At 34.8% G+C, this 16,550-nt stretch carries 17 protein-coding genes; 3 read left to right on the forward strand and 14 right to left on the reverse strand.

Going from position 1 to position 16,550, the window contains the following annotated elements; all coding sequences use genetic code 11:
- Positions 1-2: 2 nt before the first annotated feature.
- From IGK85_RS16685 to IGK85_RS16720, 8 genes are all read right to left on the reverse strand, one after another.
- Complete coding sequence (locus IGK85_RS16685; protein WP_429972346.1) at positions 3-1,073, reverse strand: DUF916 and DUF3324 domain-containing protein; 1,071 nt, start codon at positions 1,071-1,073, stop codon at positions 3-5.
- Positions 1,074-1,171: 98 nt separating this feature from the next.
- Positions 1,172-2,008, reverse strand: a complete 837-nt coding sequence (locus tag IGK85_RS16690) for a WxL domain-containing protein (RefSeq protein ID WP_429972347.1) — start codon at positions 2,006-2,008, stop codon at positions 1,172-1,174.
- Positions 2,005-2,358: an LPXTG cell wall anchor domain-containing protein gene (locus IGK85_RS16695; protein ID WP_429972348.1), complete on the reverse strand. Its 354-nt coding sequence runs from the start codon at positions 2,356-2,358 to the stop codon at positions 2,005-2,007. The genes IGK85_RS16690 and IGK85_RS16695 overlap by 4 nt, the downstream gene beginning before the upstream one ends.
- 594 nt (positions 2,359-2,952) lie before the next feature.
- On the reverse strand, positions 2,953-5,634 hold the full coding sequence (locus IGK85_RS16700) for a MucBP domain-containing protein (RefSeq protein ID WP_429972349.1): 2,682 nt from the start codon (positions 5,632-5,634) through the stop codon (positions 2,953-2,955).
- A gap of 479 nt (positions 5,635-6,113) precedes the next feature.
- Positions 6,114-6,524 carry a Spx/MgsR family RNA polymerase-binding regulatory protein gene (locus tag IGK85_RS16705; protein WP_429972350.1) on the reverse strand — a complete coding sequence of 137 codons (411 nt, stop codon included), beginning with the start codon at positions 6,522-6,524 and terminating at the stop codon, positions 6,114-6,116.
- Positions 6,525-6,770: 246 nt separating this feature from the next.
- The gene (locus IGK85_RS16710; RefSeq protein WP_128489812.1) at positions 6,771-7,106 is read right to left on the reverse strand and encodes a hypothetical protein; all 336 of its coding nucleotides are present in this window, start codon (positions 7,104-7,106) and stop codon (positions 6,771-6,773) included.
- 32 nt (positions 7,107-7,138) lie between these two features.
- Positions 7,139-7,786 (reverse strand): hypothetical protein, encoded by a 648-nt coding sequence (locus tag IGK85_RS16715; protein ID WP_429972351.1) that lies wholly within the window; start codon positions 7,784-7,786, stop codon positions 7,139-7,141.
- Between the two features lie 998 nt (positions 7,787-8,784).
- Positions 8,785-9,441, reverse strand: a complete 657-nt coding sequence (locus IGK85_RS16720) for a hypothetical protein (protein ID WP_160806150.1) — start codon at positions 9,439-9,441, stop codon at positions 8,785-8,787.
- A gap of 364 nt (positions 9,442-9,805) precedes the next feature.
- Here IGK85_RS16720 and IGK85_RS16725 point away from each other — a divergent pair, with 364 nt between their 5' ends.
- Positions 9,806-10,411, forward strand: coding sequence for a recombinase family protein (locus IGK85_RS16725; protein ID WP_429972352.1), 606 nt, complete (start codon positions 9,806-9,808; stop codon positions 10,409-10,411).
- Positions 10,412-10,421: 10 nt separating this feature from the next.
- Here the strand turns inward: IGK85_RS16725 and IGK85_RS16730 are convergent, their stop codons facing one another.
- From IGK85_RS16730 to IGK85_RS16740, 3 genes are all read right to left on the reverse strand, one after another.
- The gene (locus tag IGK85_RS16730) at positions 10,422-11,792 is read right to left on the reverse strand and encodes a YecA family protein (protein WP_429972353.1); all 1,371 of its coding nucleotides are present in this window, start codon (positions 11,790-11,792) and stop codon (positions 10,422-10,424) included.
- A gap of 68 nt (positions 11,793-11,860) precedes the next feature.
- Entirely contained in the window at positions 11,861-12,907 is a 1,047-nt protein-coding gene (locus tag IGK85_RS16735) for a hypothetical protein (RefSeq protein WP_429972354.1), read from the reverse strand.
- Positions 12,908-13,119: 212 nt separating this feature from the next.
- A complete protein-coding gene (locus IGK85_RS16740) occupies positions 13,120-13,587 on the reverse strand; it encodes a MarR family transcriptional regulator (RefSeq protein WP_260663669.1) in 468 nt (155 codons plus the stop codon).
- Between the two features lie 546 nt (positions 13,588-14,133).
- Here IGK85_RS16740 and IGK85_RS16745 point away from each other — a divergent pair.
- On the forward strand, positions 14,134-14,532 hold the full coding sequence (locus IGK85_RS16745) for a hypothetical protein (RefSeq protein WP_269924546.1): 399 nt from the start codon (positions 14,134-14,136) through the stop codon (positions 14,530-14,532).
- Positions 14,533-14,568: 36 nt separating this feature from the next.
- The gene (locus IGK85_RS16750; RefSeq protein WP_429972355.1) at positions 14,569-15,474 is read left to right on the forward strand and encodes a hypothetical protein; all 906 of its coding nucleotides are present in this window, start codon (positions 14,569-14,571) and stop codon (positions 15,472-15,474) included.
- 61 nt (positions 15,475-15,535) lie between these two features.
- Here IGK85_RS16750 and IGK85_RS16755 read toward each other — a convergent pair whose 3' ends face one another.
- The 3 genes from IGK85_RS16755 to IGK85_RS16765 are packed head-to-tail and all read right to left on the reverse strand — an operon-like array spanning position 15,536 to position 16,523.
- The gene (locus tag IGK85_RS16755) at positions 15,536-15,922 is read right to left on the reverse strand and encodes a DUF6075 family protein (protein WP_429972356.1); all 387 of its coding nucleotides are present in this window, start codon (positions 15,920-15,922) and stop codon (positions 15,536-15,538) included.
- Positions 15,923-15,964: 42 nt separating this feature from the next.
- Positions 15,965-16,321 (reverse strand): hypothetical protein, encoded by a 357-nt coding sequence (locus tag IGK85_RS16760; RefSeq protein ID WP_429972357.1) that lies wholly within the window; start codon positions 16,319-16,321, stop codon positions 15,965-15,967.
- Positions 16,278-16,523, reverse strand: a complete 246-nt coding sequence (locus IGK85_RS16765; RefSeq protein WP_200127073.1) for a hypothetical protein — start codon at positions 16,521-16,523, stop codon at positions 16,278-16,280. Before IGK85_RS16765 ends, IGK85_RS16760 begins: the two co-directional genes overlap by 44 nt.
- Positions 16,524-16,550: the final 27 nt, after the last annotated feature.

Consider the following 16,550-nt stretch of genomic DNA (forward strand, 5'->3'; position numbering starts at 1 on the left):
TCTTACTGTTCTTGCTCGTTTGTTGCTCTTGCTTTCTGTTTTTGAATCAGTAGATACAAAATGACGCCAAGTAAAAGAATACCCAAGACGATTGATCCGACCATCCACCAGTTGGTGTTCGTATCGATCGTCACATCTGATCGATTAAAACTCCGGGCATCTTCTGTTTCAATTATAAATGTCCGCTCCCAAGACCATTCTTCTTCTCCTGAGGTGGCTTTTAATTTTAATACATACTCGCCAGATCGGAAACTGTCTCCCTCAAGGGGAATCGGGAAGTTAAAATTTGAATTGGGTGCCATCTGCATCATTTCTTCACTGGCTTTGTAGAGAATATCGTCTTCTCCAGCTCGTTGCACCGTGGCTTCGACCGCCAGTTGATTGATAAATGCTGGCGTAAAGTTTTGTAAATTAGCACTGATCACGTTTCGATAGTTCAATTGGTCCGCAAAAACATCTAAAAGCTCAAGATCTGGTTGGACTGAATTTCGTGCGTTACTGACGACGACACCTATGACATAGGCAAATTCGTTTTTGATTGCGACCCCTTCTCCATTGTTTGGAGATTCTTCTGGTTCGTCTTTGACTTGTGCGATACGCAATCCACCAGCTAGAAAGCCTTCAAATGATTCTTGGGGCATATGTAACGGGACACTGATCGTCTTTGTTTCGTTACCAGCTAATTCAATGATTTCCGATGGATCGATCAGTTCATCCAATGAGTGAGACAGACTCGGATCTGGTTCTTTTGCATCCTGACCATATTCTACGACGCCATGGACATTGGTGTACGCAGTATGTGGGGTTACTTGCACTCGGATCGAATCATTACTGGCATTTTGTAGTTTTAGTGCTAAATGTTCTGTTTCTCCAGCAGACAGATTCAAATCAAAATAGCTACTGGATCCTTCAACTTGACTATCAGGAAATTCCGGTGTGACGTAAAAGTTCAACGTACCTTCCTCTGCTTGCCCTATAACTGGAAACAAGCCAAGCATCAGCGTGAAAAGCAATCCAAGCCAACGCGCCTTTTTTTTCATTATCATCGCTTTTTGTTTATTCAAGAAAAACATCCTTTCTAAAAAAACAGCGCTACAAGTAGCTGCAACGCTGTCGAGAGTCAATTATCTAATCTAGTGTCATTGAATACTTGTTCGTTTTCTGCCTTTTACTAGGCGTTATCATCTTCGTCACCACCAGAGTTATCTGGTGTGTTCTCTAGTTCCCAAGTCAGAGTAGACGTATAGGTCGCCTCATCTTTGGCGGTGGATCCAGGGATGAACAATTGAATCGCACTATTTTTGACCACATCTTTTTCAGGATCAAAGCCTTCGGCTTCAAATTGATCCATTAAGTCTTTTTGATTTCCCCAGACAACAGAGGATGCCCCTGCCCCTTTCCCTTTTTCTGCTTTCATGACTGATTGCGCAGCACCATTAGGCAACAACGTTAGTCCAGCTGTATGGGCCGTTGGTGCATTTTCTTGGTTACTTCCTTCGTAACGAATAGCCGAATCAACTAGCGTAATTTGAGAACCGATCAAAATCTTGTTCTGTGAGTTTGACTCAAACTCACTCAAACTCACCTTTAGATTCCAACCTTCATTATTCCCCCTTAGATCCTGGACTTGCGCAAATGATACGTAAGGAACGTGGGTTGGCCCATCTGTCACTGGATTTGTTAATTTTGCCATTTCTGCAATCATATGATAGGTTTGATCTTGGTTTGAGATGACTTGTGATCCAAAGTTCATTGTGGTAGCTTTCATGATGGATAATGGGCCTGTTGTTCCGGGTACTTCTGGTTCAATCTCGACATCTGGTCCGCCTTCGTCAGGGTCAACTGGTGGAATAACCACTAACTCACCATCTTCGTCTGTTGGTGCTGTAAACTGAATCTGGCCTTCTGTCGTGACTTCCCTCGTTTCACTAGCCAAAACGGATACAGTCCCTCCCATTAAGATCGTGCTTGATAGTGCGGTTATTGTTGTTAAACGGAGTAATTTCATGTACTAATTCCTGCTTTCTTATAGTTCTCATTTTTTATGTGATTTTTCTTTCGTTTCCACAAAAGAAAAACGAAACTGACACTCAAACTTCCTAAGCTTTGAAGCCAAGAAGAGACGTTATCATTTGTTTGTGGTAATATTCCTCCTGGTTTGGCTTCTTCGGTGATTGGTGGTCTCACCATACTTCCAGGTGGTGTTGGATCAGGTGTGCCGATAGGTTCATAGGTCCCAGTAAAACCAATGGATCCATTTGTCTCAACTCGTTGAACTTCCTTGGCAGCAACCACACTGGATGAAAAGACAGCAATCATTAAAACAGCTATACTCAACCTTTTTATTTTCTCTAACATGTCCCTCCTCCTTTATTTATCTCAAAAATCTTCGTTTTTGAGAGGAGAACAAAAAAAGACATACGATTAAATCGAATGTCTTAGAAAAGTTATTAGATTAAGTTTTCTATTTTAGAGAATACATAACAAATATTCATTCTAAAAAACGAAGGTTTTTGGTAATAGATTTTAAGTCTGCACGCGTGTTTCCTTACAAGATCTATCATAACTTGAGAAAAAGAAAAAACGAAATCGCTCTTTTCATCTGTATCGGAAAAAATCGAAAAAACCCCTACACCTAAGAACGTGGGGGGAATTATACACGTTTTTTTCGATAAGGATCGATCTTTTTCTCTAATTGTTGCCTATCTTGTTCATCAAGTACTTCTTTAAGCAAAAGATAATCTGTAGGAAAAGCATAGACTAGTATATAACGAGAATAAAGGGGCTCTGACCACATTCTATGTTTGTCCTAATTCTCATAAATTTAAATTTTTATTGAACAATGATTTATTTACGAGTTTATGAACACAAAAATAAAGCAATACCTACCAATTATGATATCTAAAAAGAGTGTTCAGAAATAGGTCATTTTCTGAACACTCTTTCTTATTCTTATCGATTACTTCTTTTACGTTTTTTAAATGCTACAAATACTAGAGTGACTAATAAAACTCCGACACTACTTAAAATTAATTGTCCTTTAATCTGTTCTCCAGTTTTTGGCAAATAATTATTTGAATTGCCATTGTTCTTCGGATTATGCGATTTAGTACTGTACACGTACACCACTTCTTGGGCGGCATCACTGAATGTGCCTGAAGCATTATCTGGGGTTTCTACCACATACCAACCAGGGATCTCTTTGGCTTTGCTTGTATATGGCAATCCTACTTTTCCGCTTAGCACTGTTGGATCTGCCAACTGATTCCCTTCGGAATCTTGGTATTTCACTGTCACATCGGCTGCATCGCTACGTTCATATACGTACACCACTTCTTGCGCTGCGTCACTGAATGTACCGGAAGCATTATCTGGGGTTTCTACCACATACCAACCAGGGATCTCTTTGGCTTCGCTTGTGTATGGTAACCCTACTTTTCCGCTTAATACGGTTGGATCTGCCAACTGATTCCCTTCGGAATCTTGATACTTCACCGTGACGGGTGCTGCATCGCTACGTTCATATACGTACACCACTTCTTGCGCTGCGTCACTGAATGTACCGGAAGCATTATCTGGGGTTTCTACCACATACCAACCAGGGATCTCTTTGGCTTCGCTTGTATATGGTAACCCTACTTTTCCGCTTAATACGGTTGGATCTGCCAACTGATTCCCTTCGGAATCTTGATACTTCACCGTGACGGGTGCTGCATCGCTGCGTTCGTACACGTACACCACTTCTTGCGCTGTATCACTGAATGTGCCTGAAGCATTATCTGGGGTTTCTACCACATACCAACCAGGGATCTCTTTGGCTTCGCTTGTGTATGGTAACCCTACTTTTCCGCTTAATAACGTTGGGTCTGCCAACTGGTTTCCTTCGGAATCTTGGTATTTCACTGTCACATCGGCTGCATCGCTACGTTCATATACGTACACCACTTCTTGCGCTGCGTCACTGAATGTACCGGAAGCATTATCTGGGGTTTCTACCACATACCAACCAGGGATCTCTTTGGCTTCGCTTGTATATGATAACCCTACTTTTCCGCTTAATACGGTTGGATCTGCCAACTGATTCCCTTCGGAATCTTGATACTTCACCGTGACGGGTGCTGCATCGCTGCGTTCGTACACGTACACCACTTCTTGCGCTGTATCACTGAATGTGCCCGTCGGATTACCTTGAACTTCTTTTATAGTATACCCGTCTATTTCTAACTTATACTCTGGCGTCGTTGCATCAAAAGATTCACCAATGTTACCGCTAATTTTTTGAGAAGGCTTCAATTCATTCCCTTCAGTATCAATATAACTCACCGTAACATCTGCAGCGGCTTCTTGATGATTGATCGAGAATTGATGCAAATAGGTTCCAGAAGAAATGGCGTAAAAACTATATCCATCTGGCTGTGCATAGGATCCGGCAGGATTATTGTAAAACGCATTGTATTCCATTGTTTCAATACTTTCAAATTCACTTTGAGTAACCCCAGATACAGTAATTCCATCTTCTGTGATACTTAATCTTGAAGATGGTACCTGTACACCATTCAAATCAAAGTACGTCTGACTAGTACTATTCGATGTTGTAAAAGGAGGCTGATACCCATCAAAATTTGTTAAACGATTAGGCATAATGGAAAATGGAACAAAAAATGATTGAGTATCGGGATCATAATTTAACTCTCTTGCAGATAGTGAAGTACTCGCATCATTTCTTCCGGTGTTTTGGCCATAAGCAGCTAAGTTTGATAATTTAGGAAACTCATTTATTACAGTAAAGTCTGTCACAGCACAGAACTGAATTCTCAATTCTGTTAGATTTGGCAATGCAACTAGCGGTGCAATAGTCGTAATATTCATATTGGACTCGAAACTTAGCGATTCTAGTCCTTTCATATTAACGATTTTAGAAAATACAGCATCAGTTACATTCGCGGAACTAAGATTTAATCTAGTTATATTGTCACCAAAGTTTGGCACATTATCATCCGTTACATTAGCACCCATCAAATATACATAAACTAAGTTATTTAACGAAGTAAGAACGGAAAAGTCAGTAATTTGATTTTTGCCGCTCATATAAAATGATGATAGATTTGTTGCATATTCCAATCCTGTCAAATCAGCAATAGCAGAATCAGAAGCATAGATATAAAGCGTCTGAAGTTTGCTCATCTGTTCTTTTGTGATTTCGGACACATCTATACCTAAAGATTTAGCTACCACGGATTGTAGTGTTGGATCTGGAAGCCAAGTTGCAAGCTCTTCTTGGTCATTATTTACTGCAACCTCAGATTGATCTGTGGCACTTTGACTTGTCGTCTCATTTTCAACTTGGGAATTACCCTGATCTTCGCTATAAGACTCTGCGTTGTTTGAAGAGCTTTCCGTTGTTGTTTCTTCCGTAGATTCATTATTATCTTCTGCCAAAGTATCGGAAGTTTCACTAGGCGTTGTTGAAGAATCCAACATTGTACTCGAGTTATTCATATTTTCAGATTCTTCACTCGTTGTTTGCGCTACATTTTCTTGTTGCTCATCTGCTCGAACATTCACAATGGGAGCAAAAAAAGAAGGCATTAGTAAACTTGCCAAAGATATGTAGGAAAAAATTTTCTTTTTCATCTGCCATCTCCTTCGTGGTATTTTTTTAAACCACCTATTTTTATAGATTTATATATCTTATTCATTATAACGATATTTTATTTTATAGTAAATGGCTTTTATACATAGTAGAGACTCTTTCATCTTATAAAACAAATGTTATTATTTGCTAATATATACTCGTTTTATTTAATTGTATATGTACAACTTCTGGTATCGTTAAATATACATAAATTTTTGTGAAGTCCGTATCTATTAGTTAACTTAACCCACCTCTTATAAAGACAGAAAGAAGTAGTAATATATTCGTCCCTGTCCCATTATTATTTTTATCGTTTTATCTATTTCGATAAAAACCGTTGACACTTCCCCCTAACTACAGCACACAATCCCACTAGATTAGTGAGCGTGTCAGATAAGAAAGTAAAATACACCGTTGTATCTTAGAGCCTTTCCTAAACACTTTCAAAAAGCGATTTATCTATAATTAAAAAAACTACTTAAAGCTCTTCTTCTACCAAATATCCACCACTATTTAACAATAGTGTACGTCGATACTCCTTTGAAAGAAAGCACCTTATTTCTCTCTCATTGAATCCAACCACTAGCTTTTTATCATCAATAATAATGGGCAGCTTAATTAGCAATGGATTTTTAATAAGTAACTCGAATAAATAATCTGTGGAACATTCATTCTCATTGATTTCAAGCTCTTTAAATCTTTTTGTCCGAGTGTTTATCAAATCATCAAATCCATTTTCAGTATGTTCTAACATTTTTTTGATCTCATGTATTTCAAGTGGACTCTTTTTAGTGATTTTTCTTTCGAAAAATTGTAAGTTGTGATCTTCTAGCCATTTCATTGCAGTACGCCCAGAGCTGGTATTAGAAAGATAATAAACTTCAATCATATGATCGTCTCTCCTAGAAATTTGTCCTAAATTTATTGAAGTTGATTATAGCATAAAAAAAAGCCCGATCATCAATGATCGAGCTTAGAGAGTTAGAACGAAAGGTTCTAACTGTTAGGATAAACTCAGTCTACCTTCTTTAAGAAAATTGTTCAAGAACAAGACATCTTCTCCGTTAAAAATTCGGTTGAGGACTGTCCAAGTTTATATAAAAACGGGGAAGAAACAACGTGCTTTCGTTTTGTTTTAATTTGAGGTATAGGGGCTAAAGCTATGGAAAGTATCCCCTTTTTTGTAGGCATATTTTATTTCGCTTGTTTCATGATCTTTTAATAAATATATTTCTGTCCCTTCCTGCAAATCCATAGAACTCCAATCTACCAGATCAGCCTCCGAGTTTACTTTCTTCTCGATGGAACCAATCTTTTCACCAATATCTTCTTGATTGACAGGGGCGTTGGTCGCATATAGTAACTGATCCGAATCCGGAATTTTAGTAAGATCAGCTGCGGTATCTTTGCAGGCTGAAAGTGTACATAAAAGGAGTAAGAAACTTAATATGAACAATCCTTTTCTTCGCATAGTGATCATCAACTTTCAATAATTTTTCTGTTTTAAGCTCTTCTAGTATCGTACCATATATTTTCAGTCGTTTTTTTAGTTTCTTTGTACGATTTAATTCGGTTTCCAGAGTACTTATCATACACTGTTACTGTATACTTACTTTCTCTCACATTTCCTCTAATGCGCAATTGGGTCCATCCTTTCGAAATAGACTCAACTAAAACACCGCCAGCCGTGGTTCCAGCGGGCGAATAGGTAACAGACACTGGTCCATATCCAAAAGAAATAGTCGCTGTTGCAGTCCTATTAACATAAACATAGTAATAGGCGATATTTTTTTGTTTGGATATTCCAGGGTGATCGCCAATAACAGCATTTGATTTCAGTATTTTTGTAGAATCTCGCTTATATGAATAAGTGTATCCTCCTGATCTAGCTAAAGAGTTTCCTGTTTCAATGTTAAATTCTTCAGGTAATGGCGAGCCATCATTTAATTGACCTTTCTCAAACTCCTCCATTGTAATTACTGGGTTTGATGGTATAACAGACTGATCGTTATTATCTCCTTCTTCTAATTGGACTAGGGTACTATCACTTGAGTCTGCCATCGGACTAGAATCAGCATGAACCAACTCACTGCCACCTAATAAAACACATGTCCCACAAACAAAGATTAAACCAAACATCAACTTCTTCATCAAAATCTACTCCTTTCAAGATTTAAACTTTTGTTTCTCATTATATTATCTACTATTTAAATGGACTCTTAAAGAAACGAATGGTTTACATATATGAAAAGCCCTTTATTAGCAGCTTTTTTTATGCCTATGTAAACTAATCGTTTCCTTAGATATAAAATTTTTAGAACGAATATTCAACTAATCTATCTGGGAGAAATCTCGGCGACTGGCTTACCAGTTGCGACAAGTTGAAGAATCAGGTCTTTTCTTTCTTGACTGTATTTTTTCATTTGGTGAACTTCCTTTCGTTCGAGATTATTATAGTCCTCTCCCAAAATGCGTCCACTAAATCATCCTAACACCATATACTCTGTTGTCCCCGAAAGAGAGTAACTTTCTGACCTAATTAATTGAGCCACCAAAAGAGCTGTGAAATGAGGAATCAAAAAGGGATCAAAAACTGTTAAGTTTCTGACCCTTTTATTATTTCCTGAACAGTTCAATAATATGAAGAACTTAACTATTCTTACTCAAAGTATTTTCCCTTTCAATTATAAGATTAGGAAAATATTCCGTTTGTTGCGTATTCTTTAAAGATCTGATTGCGTGATTCACCAATTTTTATACAACCGCTTATCCGTTTAAATTAAGTAATCTCAATCGTTTACTCCTTTTTAATCCTCAATTCTATTACCTTCTTTATAAATCAAATAGACCATATTCGGAAGTAAAATACAACAGGATATCGGGTAGAAACAAAAAAAGCGGATCTTTTATAGATTCGCTCTTTTGTCATTGTAATTCTTTAATCAGTTAAATTTTTTAGTTGTTTTACTCTTTTTTACATAATCATATATAATTTTTACAATTAAAGAAATAATTAAGACTATATAAAAAATATTTCGGTACAAACTTTGATCATATTTTAGAAATACTAAAGCTAAAATAAAAACAACGACTAAAAATATATGGTAAATTTTAAATTTAGAAATTTTCATGATAGCTCACCCTCTTTTTTATTGCCATTCAAATCCCCATGGTATTGAAGTCCCACTAAATGTCATGCCAGGTACGAAAATGGTAGACACGTTAAATACAAAACCTCCAGGTACATTTGATAAAGCGACACCTCCTAAAGCAACTGCTAAACCAATTAGATTTGATTTAATGAAAACTCCTCCAATTGAAATTCCAGTAGAAAGATTATTTGCTGCGCTTTTTGAAATCCAGATTCTTGTGCCCCACCAGTAACCTTTAATTGCTGTTTTTCCTTGTTTATATGCTCTAAGATAGGCGTTATTACCAGTCTTTTCGATCGTTACAGTTTTTTCATTAACATCAATATACAATTTTTCAGTTTTTGAATCAACCTGTAAGCTTTCAACCATACTGTTTGCATCATTAATTTTTTCAACTAATAATGCATATTCATTAGAAGAAAGTTCAGTAGATGCTGTTTCGGATATGCTATAAAAACCATCTTCGCTAAACAAAACATATTTGTCTAACTTGTTAATTTGGTCATTTGTTATTTCTTCATTTTGAACATTGGATGCTTCTGTTGCACTCACTTGGACGGGAGGGAATACGATAGTGAGCATCATCATACTGCAGAATAATGTAACTAAATATTTAAAGTTCTTTTCACGTAAAGCTTTCGAAAAATTGTTCATCTTTTACTCTCCTTTGAAATTAAGACCAATTAAGTTCAAACATAAATTCTGGGACATCAATCAACGAAATTCTTATATTATTAATTATACAACCTATCATCATTTAATTGCAATGGTCATTTTTTTAAAATAACTATTTAAAACTTTTATAATTCTCGCCGTTTTTGTGGAACATCAAAAATACTTAATCCCACCGAAAAGGAGGGGCATGCTTTTTATAAGGTATTTGGCTTTTATCATTTTAAATCAAATTGTATATTTAAAGCGTACCCTAAATAGACATGAATATAACATTGAAAAATATGGTTTTTCAATGTATGATTAGGGTGTATTTTATATGGTTCGAGAAAGCAGGTAAAAATTATTGAAAATTGCATATATCCGAGTTTCATCGATTGATCAAAATGAACAACGTCAAATTGAAGAAATGAAAAAGTTTGGTGCTAAAAAATTTTTCATAGAGAAACAATCTGGAGCGACTATTAGTCATCGTCCAATTTTCCAGGAAGCTTTAGATTTTGTCAGAGAGCAAGATATTTTTATTGTGGAGGCAATCGATCGACTTGGACGAAATTATGACGAGATTATCGATTCAGTTAATTATTTAAAGAAGAAGAATGTGCGGCTTATTATCACGAGTTTACCAATCATGGCTGAAGCAATCGGAAATCCTCTTCTGGATAAATTCATCAAAGACTTGATTATTCAAATCTTAGCCATGATTGCCGAGCAAGAACGGACAGAATCTAAAAGACGTCAGGCTCAAGGAATTAAGATTGCTAAAGCGAATGGCGTTTATAAAGGTCGGCCTAAGTTATACAGTGCAGACACAAAAGATCCCCAACGTCGCCTTGTTTATAAAAGCATCGTTCAGGATCTTAAAAATGGAATTGCTATTTCAAGAATTGCAAAGGATCATAATGTTACTAGGCAAACTGTTTATAGAATTAAAAACGAATTAATCATTTGAATTTCTGTGCCTATTTCAAGCAACATTTCTTATACTTTTTTCCACTACCACATGGACAAAGTGAGTTTCGTCCTACCTTTTTTGAATTCGGCGAATTTCGAACTACATCAGGATCTGGAAACTGCTTGAAATGTGGAATAAAATTTTGCTTAATATAGTAGATTTTTCTCAAACTGTACACTAACTCTAATATATAAAATATTAACTCAAAATTATCAACACAAAGTGAAGCAAACTCAATCAGATAAATGCTTTGAACATTATCTCTATCTTTAAATACTATTTTTTGTGTGACATAGTCAATCTCACTATCAAAATGCTGGATAGCATTCCTTTTTTTAGTATCTAAGCTCTGGAGAGGTATACTGAAAGGTTCTTCTTTGTTCATCCAGTCTTTTTTATTTCCTTTTAAAACCTTCAGATAATCTTCGAATGTTCTGTTTTCTTTTTTAAACGAATTGTGATCTCTTCTTACAGCTATATTGTTTAATCCTATGACAAAATCTATATTTTCAAGTATCCACTCAAAGCTTTTTGCATAGAATGAAGTCAATTCTTCAAAGTTAGCAGTCATTATTCCATAGTTTTCTTTATCCACTCTATCGAAAGTATTGGCCTTTTTTAGCATTATAACAGGAATCAACTGCTCATATATTTTCGCAAATGATTCTATTAAATTAAATGCCTTTCTCTCTACAGGAGTGAATTTATCTGCTATCTTCTTTGCAAATTCTTCATATGCTAAGGAATTATCTTTATCCGTTAGAATTTTCCTCCCTATCTCATTATATTTGGATAGGGATTTTTTTTCTAAGATATTACTAATTCCTGTAGTCGTAATTAGTAGTTGATGTAAGCATACACAAGCATCTAGATTGTTGGCTACCTTTGTAACACCAAGCTGTTGATGCTTAGGTAATTCTTCATTTAATTTCTTATATAGAATATGGTTTTGATTATTCCAAAAAAGTTCAAAAAATGATTTTAACTCGTACCATTCAGTTCTATAGTAATCCGCAAAAATCATTGCCCTTTTCATGAGTTGTTGAGATTCAAGGGGATCAGGATACCATTGGAATGATCTCATGTAAGGAGATTCTTCAAAACGATCGGTTTCCATATTTTTTTTTATTATTTTTCTTGTAGGAAATTCTGCTGATAGTTCTACTGAATAGAAAATGGAATCATAGTCACGTACTAAGTAAGCATTGTTGACACTGACTTCATAATGTTCTACATCTTCAAGAAATATTTTACCATCAATAGAAGTTTTACACTTCGGGCAATTCAAATGAAACGGGATATCAAAATAACCCAATTGCATTCTAAGATTAATTGTAGTATCACACATGCTACACTTAATAAATTCATTGCTTACCACTTGTGTAAACACCCCTTTCTATTATATTTGCTTATAAAATATAGCATAATCTAATAATTTTAAGCTTTTTATTCATTATTATACCTTAGTAAATCTATTTTTATTTTATACTCCGATAAGTCAAAAAGATCTTCTAGCGTATTACAGTATTTTTCGTGACACTCCAATAAAGTAGTTTTTGTAGGGAAACAACCGGAGTAATGAGAGTACGTATTTAAATCCTTTATAAAAGATTGCTCCAAATTGATACCCATCAAGTTTAAACCTCTTTTTAAATCAGATAACATATTATAACCAAATTTTATTATAATATCTGTTATCACAGAGTTCCAACTGACGGAATTTGCTTCATCCATGCCTATTTCTATTGCTTTTGTAATGAAATAAAACTTTATTAATCCTTCCAATGAATAACGCAAGTCACTTATCATGGATCTAATTTTATCGTCATCATCAGTTAATTTTGAGAATTGCTGTTTATTCTTATATATAGGATTAATTATTTCAGTAAGCGTTGTAAGCTTTAAAATAGCTTGAGATGTACCAGTATTCCATGGTTTTATTTTTTGAAATAGTATCGAGTTGCTAATGGGTAAAATATCGATCACACACTCATGCTTGTAATTATTATTGTCACAGAAAAAAATTCTTCTTCTTGTTTCTTTAATTTCAATGTTTTCAGAATCAAAATTCTCAAATAAAAAAATTTTTTTTAAATATTTCATAGCTGTTTTTTGAGGTAAATAGTTGCAGTGAAATATAACATAGAGTCCACGTTCAGGCCATATATCTATAGAGATTTTATGAATATCCATTAAATAGTAGATAAATGTGAATCTACCATTGATTATTACCTCTTCTATTTCATTTTCGGTAGCAGAATCGATTTTTTGTTTATCAAAAATTTTTTTATAATCTTTCCAGTATAGTTTGAATAAACTTCCGTCTCTTTCTATTCTAACTATGTTATCACTGAATTCATTGTTATGGATTGTGTCCAGATTTAAGTTTCCGTTTGTCTTTGAAATGAATTTATTCAAAAACATTTCTATTTGTTGTGGGTCGTAAATAGTTTTTGGTTTACCAATTTGAATCCAATATTCTTCTATACTCACAATCTGTTATCTCCTTCCTCATTCGCAAATAAATCTATCGGTAGCTTTTATTTAACATATATAACTATTAGACTTCAGTGTATAAATTGATGATTCTGATTAATTGAGCTACTGTAAAAAAACCTATGGCTTACGGAAAAATAAAGGATCAGATTCTTTTAAGTTTCTGACCCTTTTATCGTTCCCTGAATAGTTTTCTAAATATGAAAAACTCAACTATTTTTATTTATCATATTTTTCCTTTCATTTATAAGATTAGAAAAATATTCCGTTTGTTGTTTGGTCATCAAAGAGCTTATTGCGTGATTAACTAATTTTTCTACAGCCGTTTCTCCGTATTCGCCTTTTATAAAATCTATAAAAGGGATACTCGGCCTGTAAGCCCGTGCTAATACGGTCTGCGAATATTTAATCTCTCCTACTTCCAAATATCCTTTATCGAATAAACTTCGTATCACAACAGCGGCTGTATTCTTGTTCAATTCAGGCATTTTTTCTAATATCTCATGTTTAGTTAACGATTGATTGACATCATAAAGACTATAAAGAATTTGATATTCTGATTTACTCAATCCTAGCATAATAGTCCACCTTATCTTTTTAAGATTATTCTCTATTTGTAAAATATATAAATAACCGCCAGTAAAAATACGTATATGATAGTATCTAATATAATCCATTGTTTCCTGCCCATAGTTGCTTTTGTAGAAAAGAAAAAACTTATACCATATAGGATTAAAAACAACGCTGATAATGAGTAACCATCCAACCACTCAGTTAAGGTTATATCTATCAGGATTAAAACTAGAGGTACCATATATAACCATGCATACCACTTTCTCAAATGGTATGGCAGCTTATTAAAATTTGAAGCCATTCATATATCTCCTTTTGAATAATATTCAAGTCTAATATATAATACATCTTATGAAAGTAAAAATAAAGCTTCGCATTTTTTTATTACTGCAATCGGCAGAATAAGAATTTATTACTGACAAAAACTGTTCTTCACTAACACTTCTAGATCATCCTAGCAAATCATATCCATAATATTGAAGTGTAGGCTTCTTAAATAAGTTATCTTCTACGGTTTGATTTTCTTTTTTCCTTACACAGTTATTTATAATGTACCGGACGATAAAATAGTCCAAAAAATAAATTTAGTTATATTTATGTATATAATATTTTTTTGAATAGTTGTTAATTAGAAAGTATTGAGGTATATAATGAAAAAAATTATCATTTCAACATTATTAGCTATGTCTTTCATCTTTTCTGGTTGCTCTGTCTTAGATGGGAATGAGTTTCCATCAGTCACAAATAGCTCGTTCACTATTGTGATTAACGATACATATGACATTGTACAGACATCTGCTACAACGAGCGATTTTGTTAAAAATAGAAAAATCCATCAGATGGAAGTAATCGTAGATGAAGTTGATAAATTAAATTGGAACGAAAAATATGTTGTTCTTCAAGATTATGATGGCGAATACTATATATATGATATGGATACTGAAGAGTTATCAACATTTTCAAATTATCAAGATTTTAAAGATCTACAAGATAAATTATCCTTTCATTTGGATCTTAAAGAAAAGAATGATTTTGATAGAGTCGAGTAGTTCTTAAAAATATACAAAAAAGAAAAGGGTGTTTATATGTTTAAAAAAGTGTTAGGAACAATTACTATTATGGGAGGTATGTTGGTATTTTTCTCAAATCCAGTAACAACTTTTGCCGACAATCTGGCAGATGAGATCGCTAAAGGTAATCCTCAAGTTTCAGAACCGATTATCTCAAATAGCTCAAATTTAGAAATCACTCCTGAAACACAGAGTTTGATTGATAATTATGTTGCTGAATCTTCTGGTAATCAAGATACAATTAACGAAATCATTGAAAATTGTAAACAAAGTGGCATAATTAGTTCTCAAGAAATGAATAAGGCGATATCAGATTTCATTTTATCTGCGACAATTGATCCCACGCAGCTTGAAGAAGCTCTTGTTTCAGCAAATGAACTAGTCAATACATCTGAGAGTAGAGTATCAACTAGCCGTGCAGCTGTTGACCCTATCAAACTTGCTAGGTCCGGCTGGGCAGCAGGGATTGCGATTGTTAGAAACGAAGGCTATCCTAATACTGCTATGTATATGAAATATGCAGAAGTGCCTAGTTTCTTATCTCCTTCACCTGCGAAACATGTATCTAACGGAAATGCTTGGGCTAAAAACGTTGTATCTGGTAATGATATTTTAGGGAGCTTTTACTCAGAATACAAAGCTTGGGTGCGTGGAACAAGCAAGACAAAAACAATAAAAGGATCATTTGCTTTTACAAGTGGAGACAAGTACTATGCATTACACAATGTTAAATATTCATATTCATTTGTGAGACAGTCAAACGGATCGGTTAAAACAACTGGTGTAGTAACAGACGTTTATGATTTTGCTCCTTCTAATTACGAAAGTATTAAAGTAGGTTTTGCTAACAATTATGCTTACGCAATGCAATCATTAGGACTAATCAAACCTTTTAACATCGAAATCAAACACTCATTTTAAATTGAATAGGCAAAAAAAACAGACCATTTCATTGGTCTGTTTTTTTGATATCATGATTAATTTAATAGAATTGTAGTCTCATATCAATCGCATTCTTGGCCACCTGATAGCCAGCTTCATCAACACCAGAAAATACTTCTAATGGCGAAATATTATACCTCTTACCATCTTCGAATTCATAGAAATCTTGATTGGTAAACAAGTTATAGGCTAAAGCAACCAGTCGTTGCTCCCCACCGGATAAAGTGCCATCAAACCATAGGTCACTATTGATTTCTTTTTGGACAAAATTAACCATCGAGCGACGTTGGTTAAATAATCTTTCATCACCAGTGAATATAAAAACCAAGCTACGCCAATAAGGATCTCGAAGATCTATAAAACCCAATTCTTCCATCATGTAATTAAATCTTGCAATGTGTTCCTTGTTTAGAAATAATTCCTCCATCATTGTTCCTCCTCTAATCGGTTTTGACCATTCCTTCAGCAATTACTCAAACGTTACTTTTGCAATTTCAAAATCAAAATACTTTACAGATACCCAGTCTACATGACCGCTATCTGTAAAAGTTTTGCGGATCACATCCTCTTCATCTTTTAGCGCAAGTATGGCATCAAGGATTGCCTTTGCTTCGTTCTCCTTAAAAATACCTAACTCTTCTCTTCTTTGCGTAAATTGCAAATTTTCAACCGTCGCAGCGTTACTCAAAAAGCCCATCAATTCCTTAGAAAAATGGTTGAAAACGATCACTGTCCAAACCTTTTTTCTTCTATCTTCAATAGAAGATAGTTTACCGCCTACATCATTCTTCATTTGGTTTGACCAGGATAAAGTGATCTCTTCCATCGACCTTCTGGTACTCTCGTTGACACTCTTTACATAAATAATGACCATTAGGATAAAGAACGTCACCTTTTTTGACACGAACTTGTTTTGCTAACTCACCACAATCACATTTGATCCAGCTAGGCGGCCAGTATAAGCGTCGATTGTAGGGCGTTATTGGTACTTTCCATTGCCCACCGTAACATTGTCTTTCTTCAGCCATCTTTATAAGTCCCCTTTCAACATACGA

It is taken from the genome of Enterococcus sp. AZ015 (genome assembly GCF_050499225.1).
Taxonomy (GTDB): domain Bacteria; phylum Bacillota; class Bacilli; order Lactobacillales; family Enterococcaceae; genus Enterococcus_D; species Enterococcus_D entomosocium.

Excerpts from the sequence above, each read along its gene's own strand:
- IGK85_RS16755 (WP_429972356.1), bottom strand. The coding sequence starts at position 15,922 with ATGGAGGAATTATTTCTAAACAAGGAACACATTGCAAGATTTAATTAC.
- IGK85_RS16695 (WP_429972348.1), bottom strand. The coding sequence starts at position 2,358 with ATGTTAGAGAAAATAAAAAGGTTGAGTATAGCTGTTTTAATGATTGCT.
- IGK85_RS16700 (WP_429972349.1), bottom strand. The coding sequence starts at position 5,634 with ATGAAAAAGAAAATTTTTTCCTACATATCTTTGGCAAGTTTACTAATG.
- IGK85_RS16740 (WP_260663669.1), bottom strand. The coding sequence starts at position 13,587 with ATGGATTATATTAGATACTATCATATACGTATTTTTACTGGCGGTTAT.
- IGK85_RS16720 (WP_160806150.1), bottom strand. The coding sequence starts at position 9,441 with ATGAACAATTTTTCGAAAGCTTTACGTGAAAAGAACTTTAAATATTTA.
- IGK85_RS16765 (WP_200127073.1), bottom strand. The coding sequence starts at position 16,523 with ATGGCTGAAGAAAGACAATGTTACGGTGGGCAATGGAAAGTACCAATA.
- IGK85_RS16710 (WP_128489812.1), bottom strand. The coding sequence starts at position 7,106 with ATGCGAAGAAAAGGATTGTTCATATTAAGTTTCTTACTCCTTTTATGT.
- IGK85_RS16745 (WP_269924546.1), top strand. The coding sequence starts at position 14,134 with ATGAAAAAAATTATCATTTCAACATTATTAGCTATGTCTTTCATCTTT.
- IGK85_RS16685 (WP_429972346.1), bottom strand. The coding sequence starts at position 1,073 with ATGTTTTTCTTGAATAAACAAAAAGCGATGATAATGAAAAAAAAGGCG.
- IGK85_RS16715 (WP_429972351.1), bottom strand. The coding sequence starts at position 7,786 with ATGAAGAAGTTGATGTTTGGTTTAATCTTTGTTTGTGGGACATGTGTT.
- IGK85_RS16760 (WP_429972357.1), bottom strand. The coding sequence starts at position 16,321 with ATGGAAGAGATCACTTTATCCTGGTCAAACCAAATGAAGAATGATGTA.
- IGK85_RS16690 (WP_429972347.1), bottom strand. The coding sequence starts at position 2,008 with ATGAAATTACTCCGTTTAACAACAATAACCGCACTATCAAGCACGATC.
- IGK85_RS16750 (WP_429972355.1), top strand. The coding sequence starts at position 14,569 with ATGTTTAAAAAAGTGTTAGGAACAATTACTATTATGGGAGGTATGTTG.
- IGK85_RS16705 (WP_429972350.1), bottom strand. The coding sequence starts at position 6,524 with ATGATTGAAGTTTATTATCTTTCTAATACCAGCTCTGGGCGTACTGCA.